The sequence below is a fragment of the Streptomyces sp. PTY087I2 genome, from assembly GCF_001687325.1.
GTDB lineage: Bacteria > Actinomycetota > Actinomycetes > Streptomycetales > Streptomycetaceae > Streptomyces.
This window is the reverse complement of sequence record NZ_LZRD01000030.1, coordinates 68051-89476: the sequence shown is the minus strand read 5'-3', so window position 1 is coordinate 89476 and position 21426 is coordinate 68051. Positions and strand designations below refer to the sequence as shown.

At 73.1% G+C, this 21426-nt stretch carries 18 protein-coding genes; 7 read left to right on the top strand and 11 right to left on the bottom strand.

Features of this window, described 5'->3' with window-relative positions:
* The 4 genes from A3Q37_RS29120 to A3Q37_RS29105 form a co-directional block, all read right to left on the bottom strand.
* Positions 1-672 (bottom strand): biotin/lipoyl-containing protein (locus A3Q37_RS29120; RefSeq protein ID WP_304364745.1); only part of this gene is annotated, 672 nt, incomplete at its 3' end.
* A 62-nt stretch (positions 673-734) separates the two neighbouring features.
* Positions 735-2123 (bottom strand): dihydrolipoyl dehydrogenase, encoded by a 1389-nt coding sequence (gene lpdA, locus A3Q37_RS29115; RefSeq protein ID WP_030583661.1) that lies wholly within the window; start codon positions 2121-2123, stop codon positions 735-737.
* 343 nt (positions 2124-2466) lie between these two features.
* Positions 2467-4014, bottom strand: coding sequence for a leucyl aminopeptidase (locus A3Q37_RS29110; RefSeq protein ID WP_065488953.1), 1548 nt, complete (start codon positions 4012-4014; stop codon positions 2467-2469).
* Positions 4015-4216: 202 nt separating this feature from the next.
* Positions 4217-4999, bottom strand: coding sequence for an adenosylcobinamide-GDP ribazoletransferase (locus A3Q37_RS29105; RefSeq protein WP_065488951.1), 783 nt, complete (start codon positions 4997-4999; stop codon positions 4217-4219).
* Between the two features lie 88 nt (positions 5000-5087).
* Between A3Q37_RS29105 and A3Q37_RS29100 the strand changes: the two genes are divergently transcribed.
* Positions 5088-5852: a hypothetical protein gene (locus A3Q37_RS29100; RefSeq protein ID WP_065488949.1), complete on the top strand. Its 765-nt coding sequence runs from the start codon at positions 5088-5090 to the stop codon at positions 5850-5852.
* Here A3Q37_RS29100 and A3Q37_RS37390 read toward each other — a convergent pair.
* The 3 genes from A3Q37_RS37390 to A3Q37_RS29085 form a co-directional block, all read right to left on the bottom strand.
* Positions 5800-6537 (bottom strand): hypothetical protein, encoded by a 738-nt coding sequence (locus tag A3Q37_RS37390; protein ID WP_065488947.1) that lies wholly within the window; start codon positions 6535-6537, stop codon positions 5800-5802. The two genes, A3Q37_RS29100 and A3Q37_RS37390, sit on opposite strands and share 53 nt — an antisense overlap.
* Before the next feature lie 150 nt (positions 6538-6687).
* Entirely contained in the window at positions 6688-7803 is a 1116-nt protein-coding gene (gene cobT / locus A3Q37_RS29090; protein WP_065488945.1) for a nicotinate-nucleotide--dimethylbenzimidazole phosphoribosyltransferase, read from the bottom strand.
* A gap of 183 nt (positions 7804-7986) precedes the next feature.
* Entirely contained in the window at positions 7987-9189 is a 1203-nt protein-coding gene (locus tag A3Q37_RS29085) for a bifunctional adenosylcobinamide kinase/adenosylcobinamide-phosphate guanylyltransferase (protein ID WP_065488943.1), read from the bottom strand.
* 79 nt (positions 9190-9268) lie between these two features.
* On the opposite strand from A3Q37_RS29085, the gene A3Q37_RS29080 reads away from it, so the two are divergent.
* Positions 9269-9478: a hypothetical protein gene (locus A3Q37_RS29080; protein ID WP_010057779.1), complete on the top strand. Its 210-nt coding sequence runs from the start codon at positions 9269-9271 to the stop codon at positions 9476-9478.
* A 63-nt stretch (positions 9479-9541) separates the two neighbouring features.
* Here A3Q37_RS29080 and A3Q37_RS29075 read toward each other — a convergent pair whose 3' ends face one another.
* From A3Q37_RS29075 to A3Q37_RS29065, 3 genes are all read right to left on the bottom strand, one after another.
* The gene (locus A3Q37_RS29075) at positions 9542-10630 is read right to left on the bottom strand and encodes a S1C family serine protease (RefSeq protein WP_065488941.1); all 1089 of its coding nucleotides are present in this window, start codon (positions 10628-10630) and stop codon (positions 9542-9544) included.
* Positions 10631-10700: 70 nt separating this feature from the next.
* Positions 10701-11408: a methyltransferase domain-containing protein gene (locus tag A3Q37_RS29070; RefSeq protein ID WP_079138032.1), complete on the bottom strand. Its 708-nt coding sequence runs from the start codon at positions 11406-11408 to the stop codon at positions 10701-10703.
* 83 nt (positions 11409-11491) lie between these two features.
* Positions 11492-12091 (bottom strand): DUF3043 domain-containing protein, encoded by a 600-nt coding sequence (locus tag A3Q37_RS29065; protein ID WP_065488936.1) that lies wholly within the window; start codon positions 12089-12091, stop codon positions 11492-11494.
* Positions 12092-12432: 341 nt separating this feature from the next.
* On the opposite strand from A3Q37_RS29065, the gene A3Q37_RS29060 reads away from it, so the two are divergent.
* From A3Q37_RS29060 to A3Q37_RS29040, 5 genes are all read left to right on the top strand, one after another.
* Complete coding sequence (locus tag A3Q37_RS29060) at positions 12433-13218, top strand: PspA/IM30 family protein (protein ID WP_024263376.1); 786 nt, start codon at positions 12433-12435, stop codon at positions 13216-13218.
* Positions 13219-13228: 10 nt separating this feature from the next.
* A complete protein-coding gene (locus tag A3Q37_RS29055) occupies positions 13229-13507 on the top strand; it encodes a PspA-associated protein PspAA (protein ID WP_006123934.1) in 279 nt (92 codons plus the stop codon).
* Between the two features lie 164 nt (positions 13508-13671).
* Positions 13672-14991 carry a sensor histidine kinase gene (locus tag A3Q37_RS29050; protein WP_065488965.1) on the top strand — a complete coding sequence of 440 codons (1320 nt, stop codon included), beginning with the start codon at positions 13672-13674 and terminating at the stop codon, positions 14989-14991.
* Positions 14988-15704 (top strand): response regulator transcription factor, encoded by a 717-nt coding sequence (locus tag A3Q37_RS29045; protein ID WP_065488931.1) that lies wholly within the window; start codon positions 14988-14990, stop codon positions 15702-15704. The genes A3Q37_RS29050 and A3Q37_RS29045 overlap by 4 nt, the downstream gene beginning before the upstream one ends.
* A 198-nt stretch (positions 15705-15902) precedes the next feature.
* Positions 15903-19058, top strand: coding sequence for an efflux RND transporter permease subunit (locus A3Q37_RS29040; RefSeq protein ID WP_065488929.1), 3156 nt, complete (start codon positions 15903-15905; stop codon positions 19056-19058).
* A 128-nt stretch (positions 19059-19186) separates the two neighbouring features.
* Here A3Q37_RS29040 and A3Q37_RS29035 read toward each other — a convergent pair whose 3' ends face one another.
* On the bottom strand, positions 19187-21364 hold the full coding sequence (locus A3Q37_RS29035; protein WP_065488926.1) for a tetratricopeptide repeat protein: 2178 nt from the start codon (positions 21362-21364) through the stop codon (positions 19187-19189).
* Positions 21365-21426 lie beyond the last annotated feature (62 nt).

Genomic DNA, 21426 nt, shown 5'->3' with positions numbered 1-21426 from the left:
CGGGGCCTCCTGGGCCGGGGCGGCGGGCTGCGCCGGAGCGGCGGCCGGAGCCGCGCCCGGGGCGCCGATGACGGCGAGCTTGGCGCCGACCTCGGCGGTCTCGTCCTCGCCGACCACGATCTCCAGCAGCACACCGGCGACCGGGGCGGGGATCTCGGTGTCGACCTTGTCCGTGGAGACCTCGAGGAGGGGCTCGTCCTCCGCGACCTCCTCGCCGACCTCCTTCAGCCAGCGGGTGACGGTGCCCTCGGTGACGCTCTCGCCGAGCGCGGGGAGGGTGACGTCGGTGCCGGAGGCGCCACCGGCCGGGGCAGCGGCCGGAGCCGGAGCCTCGGGAGCCGGAGCGGCGGGGGCCTCGGCGGCCGGGGCCGGAGCCTCGGCCGGGGCGGCAGGCGCCTCGGCGGCGGGGGCCGCGGCCTCGGCCGGAGCGCCGGAGCCGTCGTCGATGACGGCCAGCTCGGCGCCGACCTCGACGGTCTCGTCCTCGGCGACCTTGATGGAGGCCAGCACACCGGACGCGGGGGCGGGGATCTCGGTGTCGACCTTGTCGGTCGAGACCTCGAGCAACGGCTCGTCGGCCTCGACGCGCTCGCCCTCGGCCTTCAGCCAGCGGGTGACAGTGCCCTCCGTGACGCTCTCGCCGAGCGCCGGAAGGGTTACGGAAACCGACATGGTTTCAGTTGCTCCTTACGAAAATGCGGAAGTGGTCGGTCGTCGCGCCCGGGACCGGGGGATCAGTCGTGGGCGTGGAGGGGCTTGCCGGCCAGCGCCAGGTGAGCCTCGCCCATCGCCTCGTTCTGCGTCGGGTGTGCGTGGATGAGCTGGGCGACCTCGGCGGGCAGCGCCTCCCAGTTGTAGATCAGCTGGGCTTCGCCGACCTGCTCGCCCATGCGGTCGCCCACCATGTGGACGCCGACCACGGCACCGTCCTTGACCTGGACGAGCTTGATCTCGCCCGCGGTCTTCAGGATCTTGCTCTTGCCGTTGCCCGCGAGGTTGTACTTGAGGGCGACGACCTTGTCCGCGCCGTAGATCTCCTTGGCCTTCGCCTCGGTGATGCCGACGGAGGCGACCTCGGGGTGGCAGTACGTCACCTTGGGCACGCCGTCGTAGTCGACCGGGACGGTCTTCAGACCGGCCAGGCGCTCCGCCACCAGGATGCCCTCGGCGAAGCCGACGTGGGCGAGCTGGAGGGTGGGGACGAGGTCGCCCACGGCCGAGATCGTCGGGACGTTGGTCTGCATGTACTCGTCGACCAGGACATAGCCGCGGTCCATCGCGACGCCCTGCTCCTCGTAACCGAGGCCCTGCGAGACCGGGCCGCGGCCGATCGCGACGAGGAGGATCTCCGCCTCGAAGGTCTTGCCGTCGGCGAGCGTCACACGGACGCCGTCCTGCGTGTACTCGGCCTTGTCGAAGAAGGTGCCGAGGTTGAACTTGATGCCGCGCTTGCGGAACGCGCGCTCAAGAAGCTTGGAGCTGTTCTCGTCCTCGACCGGGACGAGGTGCTTGAGGCCCTCGACGATCGTGACCTCGGTGCCGAAGGACTTCCACGCCGAGGCGAACTCGACGCCGATGACGCCGCCGCCCAGCACGATCGCGGACTTCGGGACGCGGTCCAGCTTCAGCGCGTGGTCCGAGGAGATGATCCGGTTGCCGTCGATCTCCAGGCCCGGCAGCGACTTCGGCACGGAGCCGGTCGCCAGCAGCACATGGCGGCCCTGGACGCGCTGGCCGTTCACGTCCACCGAGGTGGGGGAGGAGAGCTTGCCCTCACCCTCGATGTAGTGGACCTTGCGCGAGGCGATGAGACCCTGGAGACCCTTGTACAGGCCCGAGATCACATCGTCCTTGTACTTGTTGACGGCCTCCATGTCGATGCCCTCGAAGGTGGCCTTCACGCCGAACTGGGCCGACTCGCGGGCCTGGTCCGCGATCTCGCCCGCGTGCAGCAGGGCCTTCGTGGGGATGCAGCCGTTGTGCAGGCAGGTACCGCCGACCTTGCCCTTCTCGATCAGGGCGACGTCCAGGCCCAGCTGCGCTCCGCGCAGGGCCGCGGCGTAACCGCCACTGCCACCGCCGAGGATCACTAGGTCGAAAACGGTGCTGGCGTCGTTCGCCACGTCACGTCCTCCATGCATGTGCGCCGTACGCCGGGCCCCGTCGCTGGGGTGTGACCGGCCGGTCGGCTGGTGTGCGGCCGCTTTTGTCTTCGGCCCTGTGGTGGGGGCCCTGTCCTGCCGAGAACCCATCTTCGCACTTGTCGACGGTGGGCGGGACGCGGGGCCCGGGTCCGGGACGGATGATCGTCCGTTCCGGAGGGTTACTGCTGCGTAGATACCTACGGATCCGGTCGGTGTTCGTCGAGAGCGAAACCCCGCCCCCTTCTCACCGGCACCGCCCGGACAACACGTACGGCCCCGGACCTTATGCCCGGGGCCGTACGTGTCATCGGCGGATTCCGGCTCAGCCCAGGTCGCCGTCGGCGGTGCGCTCGGCGAGCCGCACCAGCGTGCGGACCGCGGAGCCGGTGCCGCCCTTCGGCGTGTAGCCGTACGGGGCGCCCTCGTGGAAGGCCGGACCCGCGATGTCCAGGTGCGCCCAGGCGATGCCCTCGCCCACGAACTCCTTGAGGAACAGACCGGCGACCAGGCCGCCGCCCATCCGCTCGCCCATGTTGGCGATGTCGGCGGTCGGGGAGTCCATGCCCTTGCGCAGGTCGGCGGGGAGCGGCATCGGCCAGGAGGCCTCGCCGACCTCGTCGGCGATCTCGTGGATCGACGTACGGAAGGCGTCGTCGTTGGCCATGATGCCGAAGGTGCGGTTGCCGAGCGCCAGCACCATCGCACCGGTCAGGGTCGCCACGTCGACGATCGCGTCCGGCTTCTCCTCCGAGGCGCGGGTCAGCGCGTCGCCCAGGACGAGCCGGCCCTCGGCGTCGGTGTTGAGGACCTCGACGGTCTTGCCGCTGTACATGCGCAGGACGTCACCGGGGCGCGTGGCGTTGCCGGAGGGCATGTTCTCGGCGAGCGCCAGCCAGCCGGTGACGTTGACCTTCAGGCCCAGGCGGGCGGCCGTGACGACGGCGGCGAACACGGCGGCCGCGCCGCTCATGTCGCACTTCATCGTCTCGTTGTGGCCGGCCGGCTTGAGCGAGATGCCGCCCGAGTCGTAGGTGATGCCCTTGCCGACGAAGGCCAGGGTCTTCTCCGCCTTCGGGTGCGTGTAGGCGAGCTTCACCAGGCGCGGGCCGTTCGCCGAGCCCTGGCCGACGCCGAGGATGCCGCCGAAGCCGCCCTTGACGAGGGCCTTCTCGTCGAGGACCTGGACCTTGATGCCGTGCTCCTTGCCCGCGGCGGCGGCCACGGCGGCGAAGGACTCGGGGTACAGGTCGTTCGGCGGGGTGTTGATGAGGTCGCGGGCCCGGTTGATCTCCTCGACCAGGGCCAGGGCACGCTCGACGGCCGCCTTGTAGGCCTTGTCGCGCGGCTTGCCGCCGAGCAGGGCCACCTCGGCGAGCGGCTGCTTCGGGCCGCTGTCCTTGGACTTGGCGTCCTTGGGGGCCAGCTTGTTCTCGCCGCCCTGGTAGGCGGTGAAGGCGTACGAGCCGAGGAGCGCGCCCTCGGCGACGGCGGCGGCGTCCTCGACGGAGCCGGCGGGCAGCGCGAAGCCCGCCTTCTTCGAGCCGGACAGCGCACGGGCCGCGGTGCCCGCCGCACGGCGCAGCGCCTCGGCGTCGTAGGCGTCCTCCTTGTCCGGGACCGGACCGAGGCCGACCGCGACGACGACCGGGGCCTTGAGGCCGGACGCGGCGGGCAGCTTGGTCAGTTCGCCCTCGGCACCGGTGGCACCCAGGGTCGCGAGGACGGCGGCGAGCTTGCCGTCGAACGCCTTGTCCACGGCCTCGGAGCCGGGTGCCAGGACCGGTCCCTTGACGCCCTTGGCGACGCCGACGACGAGTGCGTCGGCGCGCAGCGTCGCCGCACCGGCAGTGCTGAGAGTGAGAGCAGTCACGGTGGTGAAATCTCGCTTCCGTTGAGTTCGAGTTCGGTCGAGGGGTGGGCCGACCGTGCCCGGCGCATCGTAGACGCCCCGACGATGTGCCGGGAATGAGCCTACGCGCGCACTTCCTGCTCCGTGACGGCGGCGGGCCTTCCCGACCGTCTTTCCGACCGGTAAGGCGGTCGGGAAACGGCCCCCGGGGTGTGCCGCACCGTCAGGTCCCGAACGTCAGCACCACCAGGGCCGCCGTCGCCGCGGTCTCCTCCACGCCCCCGAAGACATCCCCGGTGACCCCGCCGAACCGCCGCACGCAGTGCCGCAGCAGCAGTTCGGCGGCGGCGAGCGCACCCAGCACCGCGAGCCCGTGGCGCAGCGCCCCGTACGGACCGAACACGGCACCCGCCGCCGCGCACAGCGCCACCGTCGCCGCCACCGCGAGCAGCGCCCGCCCGGCCGGAACCGTGCCCGCCACCGTCGCCCCGAGCCCCTCCGGCCGGGCCGCCGGGACGCCCTGACGGGACGCCAGGGTCAGCGCCAGCCGGGCGGCGACGGCCGCGACGACGGTCCCGAGCGCCCCGTGCGCCCAGCCCTCCCCGTACAGCTCGAAGAGGACCGCGACCTGCGCCAGCAGCACCAGCAGCAGGGTGATGACACCGAACGGCCCAATGTCGGACTGCTTCATGATCCGCAGCGCGTCCTCGGCCGGTTTCCCGCTGCCCAGCCCGTCCGCCGTGTCCGCCAGACCGTCGAGATGCAGCCCCCGGGTGAGCACGGCCGGCACCGCGACCGAGGCCACCGCCGCGAGCAGCGGCCCCGGGCCGGCCAGCAGCGACAGCGAGCCGAGGGCGGCGGCGAACAGCCCCACGACGAGCCCGGCGAGCGGGGCGCAGAGCATGCCGGAGCGGGCGGTCGCGCGGTCCCAGCGGGTCACCCGGACCGGCAGCACGGTCAGGGTGCCGAAGGCGAAACGTATGCCGTGGCTGTTCAGGGAGGTCACCGCGCGCAGGCTAGCCGCTGGGCCGCACGGATAGATTGGGCGAAACGCGCCTGTCTGTGCGAAACCTGACGTATCGGGAGTGGGTGGCATGGGTCACTGGTGGCACGAGAACATCGCGGAGCCGGGCAAGCTGCCGCTGCTCCTCGCGCTGGCCGCCTTCGTCCTGACCTTCGCGATCACCCGCACCATCACCCGCATGATCCGCGCCGGGAAGGGCCCGTTCCGCAACATCACGCCGGGCGGGGTGCACATCCACCATGTGGTGCCCGGGGTCGTCCTCTCCGTCGTCGGCGGGTTCGGCGCGGTGGCCAGCGGGCGGCACGGGGTGGCCGCCGGGGTGTTCGCGGTGATCTTCGGGGTGGGGGCCGGTCTGGTGCTCGACGAGTTCGCCCTGATCCTGCACCTGGACGATGTGTACTGGACCGAGGAGGGGCGCCAGAGCGTGGAGGTGGTGGTGCTCACCGCCTCGCTGGTGCTGCTGGTCCTGGCGGGCTTCTCCCCGCTCGGCGTCGACGACGTCAGCGACGAGGAGCAGCAGGGCAGGCTCGGCGTCATCACGACGTACGTCATCAACTTCTGCTTCGTCCTGATCTGCCTGTTCAAGGGCAAGCTGCGGATGGCGGTGCTCGGCACCCTCGTCCCGTTCGTCGCGCTGGTCGGCGCGATCCGGCTGGCCCGCCCCGCGTCCCCGTGGGCCCGGCGCTTCTACCGCCACCGCCACCGGACCCGCTCCCGGGCGATGCTGCGGGCCTACCACCACGATGTGCGGTGGGCCGGGCCGCGCCGGAAGTTCCAGGACCTCATCGGCGGCGCCCCGGACCGGGTTCCGCTGCCGCCCGGCCCCAAGTCCTGACCGCCGCGCCGGGGTCCCGGGCAGTGCGCCGCCGCCCGCGCCACTCCCGTACGCCGCACACCACCAGGACGGCGGCGATCGCGGCCAGATGCTCGCGGCCCGCCAGGTTGTCCTTGACCAGGACCTCCACCACCATCGCGAGGACCACCAGCGCCCCGGTGAACCAGGCGCGCCGCTGGTGGCAGACGTACACCGCGAGCCCGACGACCGCCGCCGACGGACCGGTGTCCACCACCTGCGCGTCGGAGGCGGGCAGCCCCAGGAACGTCTCCGGCCCGAGGGCGATGCCGACCCGGGCGTACAGCGTCCCGGCCAGCGTCGCCCCGTACGCCACCGCGAGCGTGCGCCACCGCCCCAGGCACACCTCCGCCACCCCGAACACCAGCAGGATCTGGGCCAGCGCACCCCACACCGGCAGATGGAGCGCGGGCACGAACAGCGACAGCGGGGTACGCAGCAGGGCCGACGGCAGCGGGTCCTCGGCCCGGACGGCACCGAGGCTCCGCACCGGCTCGTAGCCCCAGGGCTGGTTCTGCGTCACCTGGACGACGGCCGTCAGCGCCACCGCGGTCAGCGTCAGCGCGAGCGCCCGCACTCCGTGCGCGGCGAGCCCTTGCCGTACGGCGGTGAACAGCGAGCCCCACTCCCGTACCGCCGCCCGGCGCAGCGCGGAGAGACGGTTCATCCGCTCTTCAGGAACAGCATGGAAAGGGCCCCCGGTCGGTCGTTCGGTCGGTTCGTCGGTCGGATCCCTTCCGAAGACGGACCGGGGCGGCACGAAGTTGAGCGGCATCGGGGTGACGCCGATCTCGTCCGCGCGGTGGGGGAGCGGCCCTCAGGACCGGTCGACGGCCGCCGCCTCCTCGGACTCCGACGCCTCTGCTCCCTCTCCCTCGTCCTCCTCGGCCTTCTCCGGCTCGCGCTCCGGGAGTTCGGCGGCCAGCGCCGCCGCGGCCTGCACCAGCGGCAGGGCCAGCAGCGCACCGCTGCCCTCGCCCACCGTCACCCCGTGGTCCAGCAGCGGGGTCAGCGCCATCCGGTCCAGCGCCTTCGACTGCGCGGGCTCCCCGCTGACCTGGCCGGCCAGCCACCAGTCCGGCGCCCGGAACGCCGCCCGCTGCGCCACCAGCGCGCAGGCCGCCGAGACCACCCCGTCCAGGATCACCGGCATCCGGCGCACCGCGCTCTGCAACAGGAACCCCGTCATCGCCGCCAGATCCGCCCCGCCCGACGTGGCCAGCAGCTCCACCTGGTCGCCCAGCACCGGCCGGGCCCGGCGCAACGCGTCCCGGATCGCCGCGCACTTACGCATCCACGCCAGGTCGTCGATGCCCGCACCACCGCGCCCGGTCACCACGGAGGCGTCCGTTCCGCAGAGGGCGGCGACCAGGGTGGCCGCGGCCGTCGTACCGCCCACGCTGAGGTCGCCGAGCACCACCAGATCGGTGCCGGAGTCCGCCTCCTCGTCGGCGATCGCCACACCGAGGCGGATCGCCTGCTCGGCCTCCTGTGCGGTCATCGCGTCCTCGACGTCGATCCGCCCCGAACCCCGTCGCACCCGGTGCCGCACCACGGACTCGGGCAGCAGCTCCGGATCGCAGTCCAGCGATACGTCCACGATCCGCGTGGGCACCGAGAACCGCCGGGCCAGCACGGCGGTCGGGCTCGCCCCGTCCAGGACGGCCCGCACCAGCTCGTACGCGCCGCCCGCCGGCCGGCCCGAGACACCCAGCTCCGCCACCCCGTGGTCACCGGCGAAGAGCACCAGGCGCGGCTGCTCGACGGCCTTGACCGGCACGGACTGCTGCGCGGCGCTGAGCCACTCGCCCAGCTCGTCCAGGCGCCCGAGCGCTCCCGGAGGGACGGTCAGCCGCTCGCGCCGCTCCTCGGCATCGCGCCGCACACCCCCGTCGGGGCGTTGGATCAGGTCGGAGAAGTCGTCCAGGTTCACGGAGGTCTGCCTCGCGGGTCGTCAGGTCGGTCCGGTCCGGGAACCCTGCGGGCCCCCGCCCGGAACAGTACCGGTCAGCCCCGGAGACGGGACGGGCCGCGAGCGGCGGAACCGGCCACGCCCGTACCCCACGGGAGCCGCAGGCCCGAGCACTGGCACCCCCTCACCCGCTGCCGCCCCCCTTCACCCCCGCAGCACCAGCACCTGCCCCGCCGCCACCAGCAGCACCTGCTCGCACTCGGCCGCCACCGCCGCGTTCAGCCGCCCCAGCTCGTCCCGGAACCGCCGCCCCGCCGCCGTCGCCGGGACCACCCCCGACCCCACCTCGTTGGTCACCAGCACCACCTGCCGCCGGGTTTCCCGCACCGCGGCCACCAGCTCCGCGACCCGCTCCCGCAACGCCGCCTCGCCGCCGTCGCGCCACCGCTCGTCCTCCCAGGCCCCCACCCGGTCCATCGCGTCGGTCAGCCACAGCGACAGGCAGTCGATCAGCAGCGGCGGCCCGTCCGCCCCCAGCAGCCCCGTGAGTTCGCAGGTCTCCTCGGTCCGCCAGACGCCCGGCCGGCGCTCCCGGTGCAGTCCGATCCGAGCCGCCCACTCCGGGTCCCCGTCGCGGCGGCCGCCGGTCGCCACGTACACCACCTCGGGGAACGTCTCCAGACGCTGCTCCGCCTCCAGCGACTTCCCCGACCGCGCGCCCCCTGTCACCAGCACCCGGCGCGGCACGTCCGGCACCGCGTGGTACTCGCCCACCACCAGCGTCGTCCCGTCCGGCACCGCCCGCGCCCCGGCCGCCGCGAGCCGCCGCTCCAGCGCCGGGCCCGGCGGGGCGTCATGGTCCAGATGGACCGCGATCACCTCGGTCGTCGGGCCCACCGCGTCGGCCGCCCGCAGCCGGGCCACCGCGTCGGGGCGCCCGATCACATCGAGGACGACCATCTCGTACGGCCGCTCCACCCGCTCGGGCAGCCCGGCGGGGGCGGCGCCCGGCGGCAGGTACAGCAGCCGCTCGCCCTCCGGGGAGGTCACCTCGTAACCCGTCCCCGGGGCGTCCATCGCCACCGCCCGGACCCGGTGCCCGCTGATCAGCGTCAGGACCTGGCCGTCCGGGACCCGCGCGGCGGGCGGCAGCAGGGCGGGCAGTTCGACGGCGGGCCCGTCGTGCGGGTGGGTCAGCAGCACCTGGCGGACCGCGCTCAGCGAATGCCCCGCACGGGCGGCCGCGAACATCGCGCCGGGGGTGAGGTCGAGCAGCAGCGCGTCGTCGACCAGCAACGCCGTCGCGGCCCGCGCCCACGGGCCGCGGGCCGATGCGCAGACCGCACAGGGGCAGGAGGGGCGCGGCAGCCCGTCGGGGGCTCCGGTGCCGAGCAGTGTCAGTTCCACCCCTTGATCCTCCCGTGTCCCCCGGTCAGGTGCGCGCCCGGCTAGGCTGCGGAGCAGCAACGCGACCCAGGAGGCGGACATGGCGTGGACGTGGCGGTTCGAGAAGTCCGACGGTACGGAGACGGAGCCGGCGTTGCAGCCGGAGGAGTTCACCACCCAGGGCGACGCGGAGTCCTGGATCGGTGAGTACTGGAAAGAGCTCCTGGAGGGCGGTGCCGCACAGGTGACGCTCTTCGAGGACACCACCAAGATCTACGGCCCGATGAGCCTTCAGGCCGACGGCGCCTGACGCGCGAGCGGTCGAAAGGGGCGGTACGGGAAACCCGTACCGCCCCTTTCGGACTCCGGGGGCTCAGATCTCCCCGAGCGTGACCTCCGCCGTCCGGCTGTCGCCGTCGCGCGTGTACGTCACCGTCACCTTCTGGCCCGGCTTGTCGCCCGCCAGCGCCTCGGAGAGCGAGGTGATCGTGGTGACCGGGGTGTCACCGATCTTCGTGATCGTGTCCCCGGGCTTCAGCCCCGCCTTGTCCGCGGCCCCGCCCCGCTCCACGCTGACCAGCGCCACCCCGGCGGGGCGGTAGTCGGCGTCGACGACCGTGCGGCCGGTGATGTTCAGCGCGGCCCGGCCGGAGTCGGTGACCTTGCCGTCCTTGATGATCTGGTCGGCGACCGTCTTCACCATCGACACGGGGATCGCGAAGCCGATGCCCGGCGCCGCGCTGTCGCCCATCTGCGGGTCGGTCGCGGCCAGGGTCGGGATGCCGATCACCTGACTGTCGAGGTTCACCAGCGCACCGCCGCTGTTGCCCGGGTTGATCGCCGCGGACGTCTGCACCATGTTGGCGATCGTCGCGCCCGTGCCCCCGCCCGCGCGGCTCTCGCTCACGGTCCGGCCGAGCGCGGAGACGATGCCCTGGGTGACGCTGCTGGACAGCCCCAGCGGCGAGCCCATCGCCAGGACGATCTGCCCGACCTCGACCTTCTCCGCGTCGCCGAACTTCGCGGCCCGCAGCCCGTCCGGCACCTCGTCGAGCTTGATCACGGCCAGGTCCTGCTCCGGGTAGGAGGAGACCAGCGTGGCGCTCAGCACCGCCTCCCCGGTGGCGACGCTGACCTTGAACTTCTTCTCGTCACCGACCACATGGGCATTGGTGACGATGTGCCCCTTGTCGTCGTACACGATCCCGGAGCCGAGCCCCTCCGAGGCGTCGATCTGCACCACCGACGGCAGCACGTCGTTGATGACGTTCCGGTAGGCGTTCTCCAGATCGTCGGGGGCGCGCTTCACCGCACCCTGCGCCGTGCCCGACGCGCTGGCCTCGGGGGCCGGGGCCGCCGGATCCGTACCGGAGCAGCCGCCGGCCAGGGCGATGGCGCAGACGGCCGCGGACAGGGGGAGCAGCAGCCTGCGCGCCCGGCTGCGGGAGGGGGATGCGTCCATATCCGGAGTCTGGGGCCCGGCCCGTACGGGTGCCCCTGCTGATGGGCCGAACGGGCCCGCCGCCCTCCGGCTAGCCGCGCACCCCGCACAGATGCAGCAGCGCCGCCACACCCCGGTACGGGTCGGTCCGCCCGGCCCGGTCCTCCAGGGTCAGGACCCGCTCCAGCTCCTCGGCCGGCAGCTCCACGTCGTCGCCGACGTTGTCCGTGAAGACCCGCACCCCGTACCAGGCGTGCAGCGGCGCGGCGATTCCGGCGAGCGTGGCGCGCAGGGCGTCGAGCCGGTCCGCGCGCACGGTGAGGCCGAGGCGGTCGGTGTACGCGGCGGTGTCGAAGGCGGTCAGGGCCGCACCGAAGTCACCGGCGAGCCCCGGGCGCATCGCGAGCGCGTCCGCGTTCCGTACGAGCAGGGAGAGCAGACCGCCCGGTGCCAGCATCCGGGCGAGCCCGGCCAGCATCGGGTCCGGCTCCTCGACGTACATCAGGACGCCGTGGCACAGCACCACGTCGAAGCTGCCGGGCAGGAAGTGCACGCCGGTGTCCCGGCCGTCGCCCTCGATCAGCCGGACCCGCTCCCGGATGCCCTCCGGCTCGCCCGCCAGGGCCGCCCGGGCCGAGGCCAGCATCTTCGCGTCCGACTCCAGCCCGGTCACCGAATGACCGGCCCGCGCGAGGCGCAGCGCCTGGGTGCCCCGGCCCATGCCGACGTCCAGGACGCGCAGCCGACGGCCCACCGGGAACCGTCCGGCTATCTGCTCGTCCAGCTGCCGGGCGACCAGCTCCTGACGGACCGTGTCGCGTACGCCGCCGAGACCCGCCGGCCGTGCCGAGGAGACCCCGGTGAAGCCGGAGGCCTCCGTGCTCAGGGCCGCTCTCCGCGCTTGACCTGCGGCTTCGGCAGCCGCAGCCGGCGCATCTGGAGCGTGCGCATCAGGCCGTACGCCACGGCGCCGCGCTTCGGCGTGTCCGGGAAGCGCTCGCGGAGCTGCTTCCTCAGGCGGAACGACAGACCGATCGAGTCGATCACGATCAGGATGATCACACCGAGCCACAGCAGCAGCGAGATGCTCTGGATGTTCTGCACCTGGATCACGCTGAGGATCAGGATGATCACGGCGAGCGGCAGGAACCACTCGGCGACGCAGAAGCGCGAGTCCACGTAGTCGCGGACGAAGCGCCGGACCGGGCCCTTGTCGCGGACCGGGAGGTACTGCTCCTTACCGCTCGCCAGTGCCTCACGCTGGCGGGCCAGGTCGGCGCGGCGCGCTTCGCGCTGGCGCTTCATGGCCGCCTTGCGGTCGGCGGGCGCCGCGGACGCGGCACGCCGCCGCTGCGACTGGGCCTCGCTGCGCTTGGGGGTGGGGCGACCCTTGGGAGCCTGCGGGTCGCGGGGCTGCTGGGAGAGGTCCGCCGTCACCTTGTCGGTGGGGGCCTTCTCTGTCTTGGCACGGCTACGGAACACAAAACCCAAGGGTACGGGGTCGGCGCGCCGACCCGGTGCCCCGGGCGGGCACGATCCGGCAACGGAGCGGGTGCCCACAAGGGCCCCGACCGGCCGATACGGGCGTTTACCGGCTGTTCCGAAGCCCGTCACGGGCCGGTCCGGCAGTCCGTCGGGGACGGTCCCGGGGCCTCACCTACACCCTGGGCGGGAGCGTTCGCCGGACGCAGTCGTCCTTGGGGAGGAGCACATCCGCGTCCGAACAGTGCGGTAATAGAGGCAGGGCCCGTACTGTGGGTTCTATCGGGAGTGCTGGAGCTCAGTCCGTCAGAAGGGGGCGCGCGAAGCCCATGAGCGGTGTCATGAAGCGTATGGGGATGATCTTCCGCGCGAAGGCAAACAAGGCCCTTGACCGGGCCGAGGATCCGCGCGAGACCCTCGATTACTCGTATCAGAAGCAGCTGGAGCTGCTTCAGAAGGTGCGTCGCGGCGTCGCCGACGTGGCGACGTCCCGCAAGCGCCTGGAGTTGCAGCTGAACCAGTTGCAGGGCCAGTCGTCCAAGCTGGAGGACCAGGGCCGCAAGGCGCTGGCGCTGGGCCGTGAGGACCTGGCGCGCGAGGCGCTGTCACGGCGCGCCGCCCTCCAGCAGCAGGTCACCGACCTGGAGACGCAGCACACCACGTTGCAGGGCGAGGAGGAGAAGCTCACCCTCGCGGCCCAGCGCCTCCAGGCCAAGGTCGACGCCTTCCGCACGAAGAAGGAGACCATCAAGGCCACCTACACGGCGGCCCAGGCCCAGACCCGGATCGGCGAGGCCTTCTCCGGCATCTCCGAGGAGATGGGCGACGTCGGCCTCGCGATCCAGCGGGCCGAGGACAAGACGCAGCAGCTCCAGGCGCGGGCCGGCGCCATCGACGAGCTGCTCGCCTCCGGCGCCCTGGACGACCCGACCGGCACGGCGAAGGACGACATCGCCGCCGAGCTGGACCGGATCTCCGGCGGCAGCGACGTGGAGCTGGAGCTCCAGCGCATGAAGGCCGAGCTGGCCGGCGGTTCCTCGTCCTCGCAGCAGGCCATCGAGGGCGGCGCCCAGGACGGTTCACAGCAGTCGCAGCAGTCGTCCCCGCACAAGTTCGACAAGCAGTAAGGGCAGCGTCATGATCGTACGGATCATGGGGGAGGGCCAGGTCAAGCTGGCCGACAGTCACTTCGTCGAGCTGAACGAGCTCGACGACGTCCTGCTCAAGGAGATGGAGAGCGGCGACGGCCCCGGCTTTCGCACCACCCTCCACGCACTCCTGGACAAGGTGCGCGAGCTCGGCACTCCGCTGCCGGACGACTCCCTGGAGCCGTCCGAGCTGATCCTGCCGGCGCCCGACGCCACCCTGGAAGACGTCCGCGCCATGCTCAGCGACGACGGGCTCATCCCCAACTGACCCACGGGCCGCCCACCAGCACCCAGGGCCTGTCGGCCCCAGCACCCCTGCCCCGCGTCCGGTCCGCCGGCCGCGGGGCAGGGGTGCTTCCGGGCCGGGCCCCCGCCCGTGCTTGTCGGGGAAGGCTCACGCCGCCGAGGAGCGGCCGCGTACCGTTGCTGGACGTGACCACCCTTTCGTCCGGCTTCGCGCGCGCCCGCCGCTGGCTGCGGGATCATCCGCTCGCGTTCGACGCGGCCCTGGCGTTCTGCACCCTCGTCGCGATGATCTTCAGCTCGTTCACCGCCCCGGGCGACGGCCACGGGCCCCCGGCCTTCGGGGCCCGTACCCCCGAGCTGTTCAGCGTGTTCCTGATGACCCTCGCCGCCGCGGCCCTCGGCCTGCGGCGCCGCCGCCCGATGCAGGTCCTCGCCGTCACCGCGGCGCTCGCGGCCGTCGAGTACATCGTGATGGACCCGCCCGCCCCGGTGGTCATGAGCACCGTCATCGCCCTCTACACCGTCGCCTCGCGCACCGACCGCCCCACCACCTGGCGGGTCGGGCTGCTGACCATGGGAGGGCTCACCGCCGCCGCGATGGTCTTCGGCTCCACCCCCTGGTACAGCCAGGAGAACTTCGGTGTCTTCGCCTGGACCGGTCTCGCCTCCGCCGCCGGGGACGCCGTACGCAGCAGGCGCGCGTTCGTCGACGCCATCCGGGAGCGGGCCGAGCGGGCCGAGCGGACCCGGGAGGAGGAGGCCCGCCGCCGGGTCGCCGAGGAGCGGCTGCGGATCGCCCGGGACCTCCACGACGTCGTCGCCCACCACATCGCCCTGGTCAACGTCCAGGCCGGGGTCGCCGCCCACGTCATGGACAAGCGCCCCGACCAGGCCAAGGAAGCGCTCGCCCATGTCCGCGACGCCAGCCGCTCCGCCCTCAACGAGCTCCGGGTCACCGTCGGCCTCCTGCGCCAGCAGGGCGACCCCGAGGCGCCCACCGAACCGGCCCCCGGGCTCGCCGTCCTCGGTGAACTGGTCGCCACCTTCCGCAACGCCGGGCTCCCCGTCGAGGTGGCCTGCGCCGACCGCGAGCGGCTGCCCGCCGCCGTCGACCTCGCCGCCTACCGGGTCATCCAGGAGGCCCTGACCAACGTCCGCAAGCACGCGGGCGCCGGGGCCAGGGCCGAGGTGAGCGTCGTACGGGTGGGCGCCACCACCGAGGTCACCGTGCTCGACAACGGCCGGGGGAGCGCCGGCCGGCGCCCCGGGGCCGCACCGGGCGGCGGGCCGGGACCGGCCGACGGAGGTCCGGCCGACGGGCAGGGCCTGGACGGCGGCCACGGCCTGGTCGGCATGCGGGAACGCGTCACCGCCCTCGGCGGGGCCCTCACCGCGGGACCTCGGTACGGCGGCGGCTTCCGGGTCCATGCGATCCTTCCCGTCGAGGCCCGCACGGGTGAACCGGACCGGCCGGGCACAGCGGGCGGGACGGGGCTCCGCCGATGAACCAGCCGACGCCCGACGCCCGGGAAGCGCCGATCAGGGTGCTGCTCGCCGACGACCAGGCGCTGCTGCGCAGCGCGTTCCGGGTGCTGGTGGACTCCGAGCCGGACATGGAGGTGGTCGGCGAGGCCGCCGACGGGGCCCAGGCCGTCGAGCTGGCCCGCGCCACCGGCGCCGACGTGGTCCTCATGGACATCCGGATGCCGGGCACCGACGGGCTCGCCGCCACCCGCATGATCAGCGCCGACCCGGAGCTGGCCGCGGTGCGGGTGGTCATGCTCACCACCTTCGAGGTCGACGAGTACGTGGTCCAGTCGCTGCGCGCCGGAGCCTCCGGCTTCCTCGGCAAGGGCGCGGAGCCGGACGAACTCCTCAACGCCATCCGGATCGCCGCGGCCGGCGAGGCGCTGCTCTCCCCGGCGGCGACCAAGGGGCTCATCGCCACGTTCCTGGCCCAGGGCGGCCGTTCGGAGGAGGGGCCGGACAGCGCGGAGTACGCGGAGCGGCTGGCGGCGCTCACCGGCCGCGAACGCGAGGTGCTGGTGCAGGTCGCGGGCGGCCACCCCAACGACCGGATCGCCGAGCGGCTGGAGGTCAGCCCGCTCACCGTCAAGACCCATGTGAACCGGGCGATGGCGAAACTCGGCGCCCGGGACCGGGCCCAACTGGTGGTCATCGCCTATGAATCGGGCCTGGTGCGCCCCCGCGCGGACTGACGCGGACCGACCTGGAGGGCGGGCACGGTGTACGGAGGTGTACTCCACCTGCGGTATGCGCGGCCATGAGAAAGCAGCCCGGCGGGCGACGTTTCGGCTGTGCGGAGCGGAGATCGTAGGACTGGGCTGGAGGGGTGGTCCCCGCTGTTCCCCCTTCCCCGCCCTCTGCCGCGTACGCCACAGAAGAGAGACCCACCCATGTCCTGGCTGTCCAGATTCAGCCTCGCGCAAAGGGCCCTGATCGGGCTGATCTCGATCGTCGCGCTCGTCTTCGGCGCGATAGCGATCCCGCAGCTCAAGCAGCAACTGCTGCCCACCATCGAACTGCCGATGGTCTCGGTGCTGGCGCCCTACCAGGGTGCGTCCCCCGATGTGGTCGAGAAGCAGGTCGTCGAACCGCTGGAGAACTCCCTCAAGGCCGTCGACGGCGTCGAGTCCGTCACCTCCACCGCCAGCGAGGGCAACGCCCTCATCATGGCGACCTTCGACTTCGGCGACGAGGGCACCAAGCAGCTCGTCGCGGACATCCAGCAGGCGGTCAACCGGGCCCGCGCCCAGCTGCCCTCCGATGTCGACCCCCAGGTCATCGCCGGTTCCACGGACGACATCCCGACCGTGGTCCTCGCCGTCACCTCCGACAAGGACCAGCAGACGCTGGCCGACCAGCTCGACCGCACGGTCGTCCCGGCCCTCCAGGACATCGACGGCGTCGGCCAGGTCACCGTGGACGGCGTGCAGGACCTCCAGGTCTCCGTCGTCCCCGACGACCGGAAGCTCGCCGCGGCCGGCCTGAACGCGGCCACGCTCGCCCAGGCCCTCCAGTCGGGCGGCGCCACCGTCCCGGCCGGCTCCTTCTCCGAGTCCGGCAAGAGCCGCACCATCCAGGTCGGCGGCCCCTACACCTCCCTGAAGCAGATCGAGGACCTCCAGGTCGTCGCCAAGGCCCCGGCGGGCGGCGGGGACGAGCCGGGAAAGCCGGTGCGCCTCGGTGACGTGGCCGAGGTGAAGCAGGAGCCGTCCACGGCGGTCTCCATCACCCGCACCAACGGCAAGCCGAGCCTCGCCGTGATGGCGACGATGGACAAGGACGGCAGCGCCGTCGCCATCTCGGACGCCGTCAAGGACAAGCTGCCCGACCTCCGTAAGGACCTCGGCGCGGGCGCCGAGCTGACCGTCGTCTCCGACCAGGGGCCCGCCGTCTCCAAGTCGATCTCGGGGCTGACCACGGAGGGCGCGCTCGGCCTGGTCTTCGCGGTCGTCGTGATCCTGGTCTTCCTCGCCTCGATCCGCTCGACGCTGGTCACCGCGGTCTCCATCCCGCTCTCGATCGTCCTCGCGCTGATCGTGCTCTGGACCCGCGACCTGTCGCTCAACATGCTCACCCTCGGCGCGCTCACCATCGCCATCGGCCGGGTCGTCGACGACTCGATCGTGGTCCTGGAGAACATCAAGCGGCACCTCGGCTACGGCGAGGAGCGCCACGAGGCGATCATCAACGCGGTCAAGGAGGTCGCCGGAGCGGTCACCTCCGCGACGCTCACCACCGTCGCGGTCTTCCTGCCCATCGGTCTGGTCGGCGGCATGGTCGGCCAGCTCTTCGGCTCGTTCTCGCTGACCATCACCGCGGCGCTGCTCGCCTCCCTGCTGGTCTCGCTCACCGTGGTGCCGGTCCTGTCGTACTGGTTCCTGCGCGCGCCCAAGGGCACCCCCGAGGACGCGGCGGAGGCCCGGCGCCTGGCCGAGGAGAAGGAAGCGGCCAGCAGGCTCCAGCGGATCTACGTCCCGGTCCTGCGCTTCGCGACCCGCCGCCGGATCACCAGCCTCGTCATCGCCGTCGCCGTGCTGCTGGGCACCTTCGGCATGGTCCCGCTGCTGAAGACGAACTTCTTCGACGCCGGTGAGCAGGAGGTCCTGACCGTCAAGCAGGAACTCGCCCCCGGCACCAGCCTGGAAGCCGTCGACGAGGCGGCTCGCAAGGTCGAGAAGGTCCTGACCGAGGACAAGGGCGTCAAGGACTACCAGGTCACCGTCGGCTCCTCCGGCTTCATGGCCGCCTTCGGCGGCGGCACCGGCGCCAACCAGGCCTCCTACCAGGTCACCCTGAAGGACGCCGCGGACTACGAGGACGCCCAGGACCGTATCGACGAGGCCCTCGGCAAGCTCGACGGCATCGGCGACACCACCATCACCGCGGGCGACGGCTTCGGCGCCCAGGACCTGAGCGTCGTCGTCAAGGCCGCCGACGCCGACGTCCTGAAGAAGGCGTCCGAGGCGGTCCGGGACGAGGTCGCCACCCTCAAGGACGTCACCGACGTCCAGAGCGACCTGGCGCAGAGCGTCCCGCGCATCGCGGTCACCGCCAACGACAAGGCGGCCGCCGCCGGATTCGACTCCGCCGCCCTCGGCGGGATCGTCGCCGGAGCCGTACGCGGTACGCCCGCCGGCTCCGCGACGCTGGACGACACCGAGCGCGACATCGTCATCCGGTCCGCGAAGCCGGCCGCCACCGTGGCCGAGCTGAAGGCCCTGCCGCTCGGCCCGGTGAAGCTCGGCGACATCGCCGACGTGAAGGTCGTCCCCGGCCCGGTCTCGATGACCCGGATCGACGGACAGCGCTCGGCGACGATCACCGCCAAGCCCGTCGGCGACAACACCGGCGCGGTCTCCACCGATCTCGCCGCGAAGATCGACGCCCTGGACCTGCCGGAGGGCGCCACCGCCACCATCGGCGGCGTCACCGAGGACCAGAACGAGGCCTTCGCCCAGCTCGGCCTCGCCATGCTGGCGGCCATCGCGATCGTCTTCATGCTGCTGGTGGCCACGTTCCGGTCGCTCGTCCAGCCGCTGATCCTGCTGGTCTCCGTGCCGTTCGCGGCGACCGGCGCGCTGGCCCTCCTGCTCGTCACGGGCACCCCGCTGGGCGTCCCCGCGATGATCGGCATGCTGATGCTCATCGGCATCGTGGTCACCAACGCCATCGTGCTGATCGACCTGATCAACCAGTACCGGGCCCAGGGCCTCGGGATCATGGAGGCGGTCGTCGAGGGCGGCCGCCACCGCTTCCGCCCGATCCTGATGACGGCGCTCGCGACCATCTTCGCCCTGCTCCCGATGGCGCTCGGCGTCACCGGCGAGGGCGGCTTCATCTCGCAGCCGCTGGGCGTCGTGGTGATCGGCGGTCTGATCAGCTCCACGCTGCTGACCCTGCTGCTCGTGCCGACGCTGTACGCGATGGTCGAGCTGCGCAAGGAGCGCCGCGCGAAGAAGAAGGCCGCCAAGCGCGCGGCCAGGGCGGGCGTCCCGGATCAGCCGGAGCCGGAGGAGGCCCGCGAGGGCGAGCCGGCGCAGGCCTGACCCGCAGGCGGAACCCGAAGGCCTGAAGGAAGGGGCCCGGTCCACGCACCCCGCGTGGGCCGGGCCCCTTCTGGGTGCTTTCCGTACGGCCGCGCCTACGACGGCGTACGGCAGGCCTCAGGGAGCCCTCAGGCCTCCCCTCCCAGCGCCTGGACGATCCGGCTCCACATCTCCCCGCGCTGGTCGGGGAGCCGGACGCTCAGGGCGACCGTCTCCCGCACCAGCCGGGCCCGGGTCTCCTCCGGGGCCTTGTGCCGGAGCGCGGCGAGGTCGTCCGGTTCGAAGCCGTCGGTGGCCCCCGCGAGCACCAGGGCCACCTGCGCGTGGGTGAGCGAGGAGAGCCGGTCGCCGAAGACCTGCCCCTCGATGCCCCCGCCGTGCATCAGCGCCACGCCGTCCCCGGCCTCCAACGCCCGGTCCACGTACGCCTGAAGGGCCTCGCGGTCCTCGACGAGACGGTAGGCGGCGTCCAGACCCTCGGCGCGGCCGATGTCGAGCATCGCCACATGGGCCAGCGGGGTGTCCCCGGGCGGCTGGACCGTCAGGAGGCGCGGGTGCTCCTCCAGATAGGCCCGCGACTCCTTCCAGTCCGCGCACTCCAGCCACTGCGCCAACTGCTCCTGGAGGATCAGCGGATCGTAGGCGGCGGTCACCCCGTGGGCGAGGACGGCCTCCCGGAGCAGGGCGTGCCGCCGCGCACCGCGCGGGTGCAGGACGGCCAGCTCCTCCAGCGCCACCGCCGCACCCTCCCCGCCGAGGACTTCGGCGTTCTGCGACCAGAAGTCGCGGGAGCGGGGCCAGTCCGGTGCGAACATCCAGGCGCTGACGAGATCCAGGGTCTCCCGCGACAGCGCGAGCCAGTCCGGAACGGGCGTGAACGTCTCCTCCTCCCACGCCGTGCGCACCGCCGCGGCATCGCCGTGACCGCGCAGCGCCTGCCGGGCCCGTACGGTCACGGCGTCCGGGCCGCCGGCCCGCTCCGCGTCCTCGTCGAGCCGGTTCACCAGCTCGGTCACCCCGGTCGCGGGCCAGGGGTCAGGGCAGCGCAGCAGGAAGGCGCTCCGCTCCACGGCGAGGCGCCGGGCGACCGCTGGATCGGCCTCCGCGAACTCCTTGACGCTCTCGTCGAACTCCTCGATCGCCGCCGCGTGTTCGCCGGTACGGGCGAGGGCCCGGGCCAGATCGTCCAGAGCGGCGACGAGCGCGGAGACCGGAGGGGCGCCGCCGGGGGTCTCCAGCGCCAGGGACCGGTGGAGGGCCAGCGCCTCCCAGAACGCTTCGACAGCCCCCTCGTCATCGCCGCTCCCCTCCAGGTGTGTGCCGAGCACCTGGAGGGCGCGGGCCAGCTCGGGCAGGAAGGCGTCCCCTCGGTCCCGCAGGAGCTCGACGGCCTCCCGCGCCGGGGGCAGGGCCTCCTCCGGGCCACCGGTGACGGGCGGGCTCCCGGCGAGGGTGCCCAGCGCGGCGGCGAGTCCGGCGCCGAAGGCCTCGGGGCGCTCCGCCGCCAGCTCGCGGTACAGGGCGACGGCCTCCTCCGCGACCTTGCGGCCCGTCGGGTCGCCGGCCCGGGTGAGATGAGCGGCGAGGCCGTCGAGCGCGGTGGCCAGCTCGGGGCGGAAGGCGCCCGGCCGCTGCTCGGCGAGCGCGCGGAAGCGGCTGCGCGCCTCCTCGCCCGCGTCGACCGCCCCGGAGACGTCGCTCACGGCCGCGCGGTGGTGACCGAGGGCGTGGGCGGCCGAGGCGAGCCGGGGGAGGTAGGTGCCGGGATCCTCCTCGGCGAGGGACCGGAGGAGCCCGACCGCCTCCTCCGCACAGGGCACGGCGTCCACGGCCTCCCCGGCGTCCGCCAGCCGTCCGGCGCAGTTCAGGAGGTACGCCGCGAGCGCCGGGACGGACGCGCCCGGCTGCTCCTCCTCGACCAGCTCGCGCTGGAGCCGTACGGCCTGCTGCGCGAACGCCACGGCGGCCGCCGGGTCCCCGGTGTCGGCGACGCGATCGCCCAGGGCGCCCATGGCCATGGCCAGCTCCGCCTGATAGTCCCCGGGGCGCTTCATGCCGAGCTCGGCGTAGATCCGGGCGGCCTCCTTCGCCGGGGCCAGCGCGCCGGAGCGGTCCCCGGCGGCGGCACGCAGACCGGAGAGCCGGTGCAGCGCCCCGGCGAGCGAGGGCAGTCCGGAGGCAGGATCCCGCTCCGCGTCACTCCGTCGATCCCGTACGTCCGCCTCGGCCCGCGCCAGCGCCTCGGCGGGGTTTTCCGCCGCCCCCGTTTCCTCGCCCGCACCCGTCCCACGGTCCTCGTGGTTCATGCCCGCCCCACCGTCCTTGCCGTTCCCACCCGCGCGAAAACTCGCTGCGGTGAGTAGCAGCG

Coding starts and splice junctions, on each gene's coding strand:
- A3Q37_RS29035 (WP_065488926.1), bottom strand. CDS start 21,364: ATGAACCACGAGGACCGTGGGACGGGTGCGGGCGAGGAAACGGGGGCG.
- A3Q37_RS29045 (WP_065488931.1), top strand. CDS start 14,988: ATGAACCAGCCGACGCCCGACGCCCGGGAAGCGCCGATCAGGGTGCTG.
- A3Q37_RS29060 (WP_024263376.1), top strand. CDS start 12,433: ATGAAGCGTATGGGGATGATCTTCCGCGCGAAGGCAAACAAGGCCCTT.
- A3Q37_RS29100 (WP_065488949.1), top strand. CDS start 5,088: ATGGGTCACTGGTGGCACGAGAACATCGCGGAGCCGGGCAAGCTGCCG.
- A3Q37_RS37390 (WP_065488947.1), bottom strand. CDS start 6,537: ATGAACCGTCTCTCCGCGCTGCGCCGGGCGGCGGTACGGGAGTGGGGC.
- A3Q37_RS29080 (WP_010057779.1), top strand. CDS start 9,269: ATGGCGTGGACGTGGCGGTTCGAGAAGTCCGACGGTACGGAGACGGAG.
- A3Q37_RS29040 (WP_065488929.1), top strand. CDS start 15,903: ATGTCCTGGCTGTCCAGATTCAGCCTCGCGCAAAGGGCCCTGATCGGG.
- A3Q37_RS29075 (WP_065488941.1), bottom strand. CDS start 10,630: ATGGACGCATCCCCCTCCCGCAGCCGGGCGCGCAGGCTGCTGCTCCCC.
- A3Q37_RS29055 (WP_006123934.1), top strand. CDS start 13,229: ATGATCGTACGGATCATGGGGGAGGGCCAGGTCAAGCTGGCCGACAGT.